Annotated in this window: 6 protein-coding genes and 1 pseudogene; 4 read left to right on the top strand and 3 right to left on the bottom strand. The window is 70.8% G+C overall.

The features are described 5' to 3' along the window. Positions 1–229: pseudogene (locus CEK68_RS20725) on the top strand (IS110 family transposase); the annotation flags it as partial. Positions 230–410: 181 nt separating this feature from the next. Here the strand turns inward: CEK68_RS20725 and CEK68_RS20720 are convergent. From CEK68_RS20720 to CEK68_RS20710, 3 genes are all read right to left on the bottom strand, one after another. Next, positions 411–1,016 carry a nucleotidyltransferase family protein gene (locus tag CEK68_RS20720; RefSeq protein WP_152240520.1) on the bottom strand — a complete coding sequence of 202 codons (606 nt, stop codon included), beginning with the start codon at positions 1,014–1,016 and terminating at the stop codon, positions 411–413. Then, complete coding sequence (locus CEK68_RS20715; RefSeq protein WP_152240519.1) at positions 1,016–2,068, bottom strand: XdhC/CoxI family protein; 1,053 nt, start codon at positions 2,066–2,068, stop codon at positions 1,016–1,018. Before CEK68_RS20715 ends, CEK68_RS20720 begins: the two co-directional genes overlap by 1 nt. Before the next feature lie 240 nt (positions 2,069–2,308). Beyond that, positions 2,309–3,457 carry a crosslink repair DNA glycosylase YcaQ family protein gene (locus tag CEK68_RS20710; RefSeq protein ID WP_152240518.1) on the bottom strand — a complete coding sequence of 383 codons (1,149 nt, stop codon included), beginning with the start codon at positions 3,455–3,457 and terminating at the stop codon, positions 2,309–2,311. A gap of 206 nt (positions 3,458–3,663) precedes the next feature. On the opposite strand from CEK68_RS20710, the gene CEK68_RS20705 reads away from it, so the two are divergent. The 3 genes from CEK68_RS20705 to CEK68_RS20695 form a co-directional block, all read left to right on the top strand. Further along, positions 3,664–4,545, top strand: coding sequence for a DUF2306 domain-containing protein (locus tag CEK68_RS20705; protein WP_152240517.1), 882 nt, complete (start codon positions 3,664–3,666; stop codon positions 4,543–4,545). Between the two features lie 46 nt (positions 4,546–4,591). Further along, a complete protein-coding gene (locus CEK68_RS20700) occupies positions 4,592–5,671 on the top strand; it encodes a histidine kinase (protein ID WP_226977998.1) in 1,080 nt (359 codons plus the stop codon). Next, positions 5,668–6,033, top strand: a 366-nt coding sequence (locus tag CEK68_RS20695) for a response regulator (protein ID WP_152240515.1), incomplete at its 3' end; no start/stop codon positions are given. The genes CEK68_RS20700 and CEK68_RS20695, both read left to right, overlap by 4 nt.

Genomic DNA, 6,033 nt, shown 5'->3' with positions numbered 1-6,033 from the left:
TAGACTCGCGCTGCACGGATGGCCCCGATTGCGCGCAGGCGTGTTCATGCCAGCCGTGGTGGCCATGACCCACAACCCGATCATCCGGGCGCTGAAACAGCGGCTGAGCGAACGCGGCAAAACCGGCAAGCAGATCGTGTGCGCCGCCATGCGCAAGCTGCTGCACCTGGCCTACGGGGTTCTCAAATCGGGCACGGCGTTCGACCCGAAAAGGGGCCTTGCCTGCTAGGGGGCAAGACGGTATCTGCGACATCGCTTCCGTAGTCATCAGAGGTGGCATTCCGTTGCAAAGAGCAAAGTAGGACGCCATCCAACGTCGACCGTTGTCTGACGGAAGCCTTCGCTGCATCTATCGCATCCCGCAGCAAGTCCTGCAGGAACCATCGCTACGTCGCGCCCTGCGGCGACCGCTACGGATCCAGCCACCCTTTCGCCACCGCCGCCTGTACATCCTTCGGCGTGTCCAGGTCCAGCGCCAACGCCGGCGCGACGATGCAACCGAGGCTATCCGGTGCCAGCGTCGCGAACAGCGTGCGCAAGCCCTGGTCGCCGCCCAATGGCAGCGAGCGCCAGCGCTGCTGCGCCACCACCGCGGGCATGCCACGCACGCCGGCGTAGGCGCTCACCGCGCAACCGGACACCGCCCGTGAGGCCGCCGCCAGCAGATCCTGCAGATGCGCCGCTGCCAACGCCGGCTGGTCGCAACCGAGCACCAGGCTGTGGGTGATCGCGGCATCGTCGCCTACCGCCGCACGCAGGCAGTCCAGGCTGCCGCCCATGCCGGTGGACCAGTCCGGATTGCGCACGCATTCCACCGGCAATCCCTGCAGCAACGGGCGCAGCGCCTCGGCCTGCGCACCCAGCACCACCACGCAACGCGCCGGCGCCGTGGACAGCGCCAGGCGCACGACCTTGCGCAGCAGCGGCTCGCCGTCGCTGGTCAGCGTCTGCTTGGGACGGCCGAGGCGGCGGCTGCCACCCGCGGCCAGGATCAGCGCCGCGTGCGCCTGCGCCATCACCTGGCACCCTCGGCCAGCAATCGCGGCGCTGCCGTCAGCGCATCGCGGTGCGATCGCCGCGGCCTGTCGCTCGCCTGCGCGACCGCACTCAGCCGCGGCGGCGCCGCCCGGCTGGCCTGCAACTGCGCGGCGATGCTCAGCGCGATCGCTTCTGCGCCATTGCCTCCCAGGCGCAGCCCGATCGGCGAATGCAGGCGCGGCGACAACTGCGCGCGTTGCGTCGGGCTCAGCAAACGGAACAGGTCCTCGCGCCGCCGCACCGGCCCCAGCAGGCCGAGGAACGGGATCGCGCTACTGGCCAGCGCGTCCAGCGCTTCACGATCCAGTTCGAAATTGTGGTGCATCACCAGTGCCGCATCGCTGCCGGCACAGTCGGCAAGTGCGCGGGTCGGCGTGCATGCCAGGGCGCGGTCGGCCAGCGCCGCCAACGCAGACCAGCGCGGCCGCTGCTCGACCAGGGTCGTCATCCAGCCCAATTGACGCAGCAGCGGCAGCAACACGGGGGTTTCCGGGCCGGCACCGAAGACGCTGACCCTCGGCGGTGGCGGCACCTGCACTTCGCCGACCCGCGGCGGCGCCGCAGACAGCGTGTGCCAAGGCAGGCACCACCGCAACGCCTGCTCGGCCACGCTGGCGGCGATGCGACCGTCGGCCTCCAGCGCCAAGGTCAATCCACCGCGCCCCTGCAGCCAGGCCTGGGCCAGCCCGTCGAAGCCCGGCAAGGCGAGCAGCGGCAGCAAGGCCAGGTGCAGGCGGCCCCGGCAACCGGCGGACGAACCCGACAGCAGGTCTTCGTCCTCGCGCGTATCGATCTCCATCCACACCGGCACGCCGGCGACGGCGGCCTGCGCGGCACAGCGCGCGATCTCCGGCTCCAGGCAACCGCCGCTCAGCCAACCCTGCTGCGCACCATCGGGGCCGAACAAGGCCATCGCCCCGGCATGCGCGTAGGTGGAGCCTTCGCGGGCCATCGCCACGGCCAGGACCGCGGGCGTGCCGCGGCGGCAGGCGTCGATTGCAGCATGGAGACAGTGTCGGGCAGCGGACATGCGGCGGCACAGGCAACGTGGGAAACCCGAGCCTAAGCGGCAGCCTGTGGTCGCGAGGTGACCCTGGCCGCCGCGTGTGGGCGTCGCGTTCGCGGCGATGGCAGCGCAAGGAGGCAGCAACCGGCCTATGCATGCGATCGGGGATGCGCGGCACCATCTAGAAGTCCGGCGCTGCGCCGCGGATGCCCTTGGCGCGAGTTGCACCGCCGCAAGCCATACCCCTGCGGCGGCAGCACCCGGCTACAGCAGATGGAAGCGTTCGAACCGCTGCAACGCCGCGTCGATCCTCGCCTGCAGCGCCGGTCGCCGCGGTTCCAGCCAGGTCCATTGCTGGATCAGCAGGCGGCCGGCGCGACGGTCCATCTTCAGGTCGAGCGCGGCGACGATACGGTCGCCGACCAGCACCGGCAACGCGAAGTAGCCCAGCACCCGTTGCGGCGCCGGCACGTAGGCCTCGAAGCGATGGAGGTAGCCGAAGAACTGCTGCAACCGTTTGCGCTGGATCACCAGCGGATCGAATGGCGACAGCAACTGCGCCCGCGTCGGATCCGGTGGCGGCGGCGTACTGTCCAGCAGCTCAGGCTCGGCCCACAGGGCCACGCCTTCCTGGCCCTGCAGATGCAACGGGATCAGGCGCTTGCGCGCCACTGCTGCGGCGATCAACGCTCGCACCGCCGGCTTGGCGGCGGTCTCGCCATAGCAGATCGACTCCACGCCGACGATGCCCTGCGCGCGCAGCGCACGCTGCAGCAGGTAACGCGCGTACTGCGCGTCGCTGACCGCACGCGGTCGCTGCCGCCAGCCGAAATGCCGCGCCGCCAGCTCGTAGGTCTTGAGCATGCCGCTGCGCTGGCTGATCACCAGGTCGCCACTGAAGAAACCGTACTGCAACGCGGCCCGCGAGGGCTTGCGGCTGCCCCAGGGGTGGGTCTTCTCGACCAGCACCTCGTCGTCGATGTCGCGGATCGACAACGGCCCCTCGTTGCGGATGCGCCGCAACAGCCGCGCATAGTCCTGCGCATCCACCGTGCCCCTGGCGTCGGCCTGTGCACGTCGGCGCGCCATCTGCGCCACGTACATGCGGTAGTCGGCGACCGGCACGTAGGCCAAGGCATGGGTCCAGTACTCGAACAGCGACTTGTCCTGCGACTGCGCCTGTTCCAGATCCCGTTCGCGGTACTCGGGAATGCGCGTGTACAGCACGTGGTGGTGGCTGCGCGCGATCACGTGGATGGTGTCGATCTGCACATAGCCCAGGTGCGCGGTCGCCTGCCGCACCGCTTCGGCACCGCTGCCGAACGGCGCCGGCGTGGTCAGGCGCTGCGCATGTAGCCACAGCGCACGCGCCCGGTCGGGCGCGATCGGGACGGAAGCGACGGGAGTGCGCATCGGAACGACCTTCCTGGCAATGCGGTAGCGCCCATGAGGATAGCAACCCGGGTTGCGCAATGCGGACCGCGCTGCATCCGCCGCGGTGCGTTTCGTCGGCACATACCGCACTTCGTCCGCCGCGGCCGCCACCGGTCCGATCACGCAGGCGCGGCAGCGCCGCACTGTCGACACTGCGTGTCACCGCCACCGCCGCGCACGCCGCCATGTCCTCGATCGCCTCCACCCCGCACCACCCCGCTCCCGCCGCGCCGCACCTGGCGGGGCCGGCGCAGCCGCACGCCGGGCAAGGCTGGGCGACACGCCTGCTGCGTGGTGCCGCAGCGCTGTGGATGAGCATCGCCATCGGCGGTCAGCTCGCCTTCGCCGCCTATGTCGCCGGCTTCTACGGACGCACTGCGCTGGCCGGCACCCCCGAGCGCTGGAACCAGGTGATGGCGCGCGGCCATGTCGCCGGCGACACCGTGTTCAATGCGGTACTGGCGCTGCACCTGGGCCTGGCCGTGGCGATCGTACTCGGCGGCGCAGCGCAGTTGCTGCCGGCGTTGCGGCGCAGGCGTCCCGCCCTGCATCGCTGGAACGGACGCATCTACCTGGTCTGCGCCGTCGTACTCAGCCTGGGCGGACTGGCGATGATCTGGATCCGCGGCGGCGTCGCTGGCGACCTGGGGCAGCATCTGGGCACCAGCGCCAATGCGGTGCTGATCCTGCTATGCGTGGCCATGGCCTGGCGCCACGCCCGCCGCGGCCAGTGGCCGGCGCACCGGCGCTGGGCGCTGCGCCTGTTCCTGGCCGTCAGCGGCGTGTGGTTCTTCCGGATCGGGCTGATGGGCTGGCTGGCCCTCAACCACGCGCCGGTCGGTTTCGATCCTGACCGTTTCGTCGGCCCGACGCTGACCGCCCTGGCGTTCGCGCAGACCTTGCTGCCGCTGGCGGTGCTGGAACTGTATCTGCGCGCACTCGACAGCCGCCGCAGCGGCCCGCAGTGGTTGGCGACGGCGGTACTCGCCGCCATGAGCGCGGCCACCCTGGTCGGCACCCTCGCCGCGGTGGGGGGGATGTGGTGGCCGGTGCTGCGGCACGCCTGAGCGCAGCCACCGCGGCGAACGCCCGCGCTCCGGTATGCTCGCGGTCATGTCGCCTCCGTCCCCGCTCTCCGCACCGCCGCGCATGCCTGCGCTGCTGACCTGGGCGCGCATCGTGCCGGTGTTCCTGGTCTCCGGCACGCTCGGCCTGCTGATGAGCCTGAGTTGGGACAGTCCCCTGCCGGTCCTGGTCCGCAGCCTCATGCTGGGAGCGGCTGCGCTGGGTGCCTACACGCTGTTAGAGCGCCGGCCACAACGGCTGCCGCCCTGGCTGGCGCGCTGGGCGCTGCAGGTGGCCGGCGTCGCACTGGCGATCCCGACGACGACCCTGCTGATCTACCTGGGCTCCACCCACGCCGGTGCGCCGCCGTTCTGGCAGGACCCGGATCGGCTGGCCGGCTTCGCCACGCTGACCATCGTCGGCGTGCTGATCGCGCCATGGATGGCGCTGGCCGCCCTGGTGCGGCAGAAGGATGCGCTGGCCCGGCACCAGGCATTGGCGTTCGCGTTGGAACGCAGCGAACTGGAACGCGAGGCGCTCGATGCGCGCCTGCAGCTGTTGCAACGCCAAGTCGCTCCGCATTTTCTGTTCAATACCCTGGCCAACGTGCAGGCGCTGATCGATGTCGGGTCGCCGCGGGCCGCAGACCTGATGCGCAGCCTGACCGCCTACCTGCACGCCGCGGTGCCGCGCCTGCACGAGGCCACCAGCACGGTGGGCGACGAACTGGCGCTGGCGCGCGCCTACCTGGAACTGATGCACATGCGCATGCCCGACCGGCTGCACTACACGATCGACGCCGAGGACGCCGTGCAGGCAGTGCGCTGCCCGACTCTCGCCGTGCTGACCCTGGTCGAGAACGCGGTCAAGCATGGCATCGATCCGTCCGAGGAAGGCGGCAGCATCGCCATTCGTGCCTGGCGCAGCGGCGAGCGCTGCCATCTGCGTGTGGAAGACAGCGGCGCCGGCGAGGGCGACGGCCGCGGCGGGCTGGGCACCGGCCTGAGCACCTTGCGCGACCGCCTCGCGCTCGGCTTCGGCGATACGGCGCAGCTGCAGTTGCGTCCGCGCCTGCCGCACGGCACCTGCGCCGATCTCAGCCTGCCGATGACGGTACCGCCCCGATGATCCCGCCCACCGCGCTGATCGCCGACGACGAACCGCTGCTGCGCGAAGCCCTGCGGTGTCAGCTGGCGCACCTGTGGCCCGACTTGCGGATCGTCGCCGAGGCGCGCAACGGCCGCGAGGCGGTGCGCCTGTTCGAGGAACATGCGCCGCAGATCTGCCTGCTCGACATCCAGATGCCAGGCCTGTCCGGCGTGCAGGCCGCGCAGCAGATCGGCCGCCGCGCGCATCTGGTGTTCGTCACCGCCTACACCGACTATGCGGTGCAGGCCTTTGCCGAAGGCGCGCTCGACTATCTGGTCAAGCCGGTGCAGGACGCGCGTCTGGCCGATACCGTCGCGCGGCTGCAACAGCGCCTGCAGGCG

Source organism: Xanthomonas sp. LMG 12461, from assembly GCF_009192935.1.
In the GTDB taxonomy this organism is placed as follows: Bacteria; Pseudomonadota; Gammaproteobacteria; order Xanthomonadales; family Xanthomonadaceae; genus Xanthomonas_A; species Xanthomonas_A sontii.
This window is presented reverse-complemented; position numbering and strand designations above follow the sequence as displayed.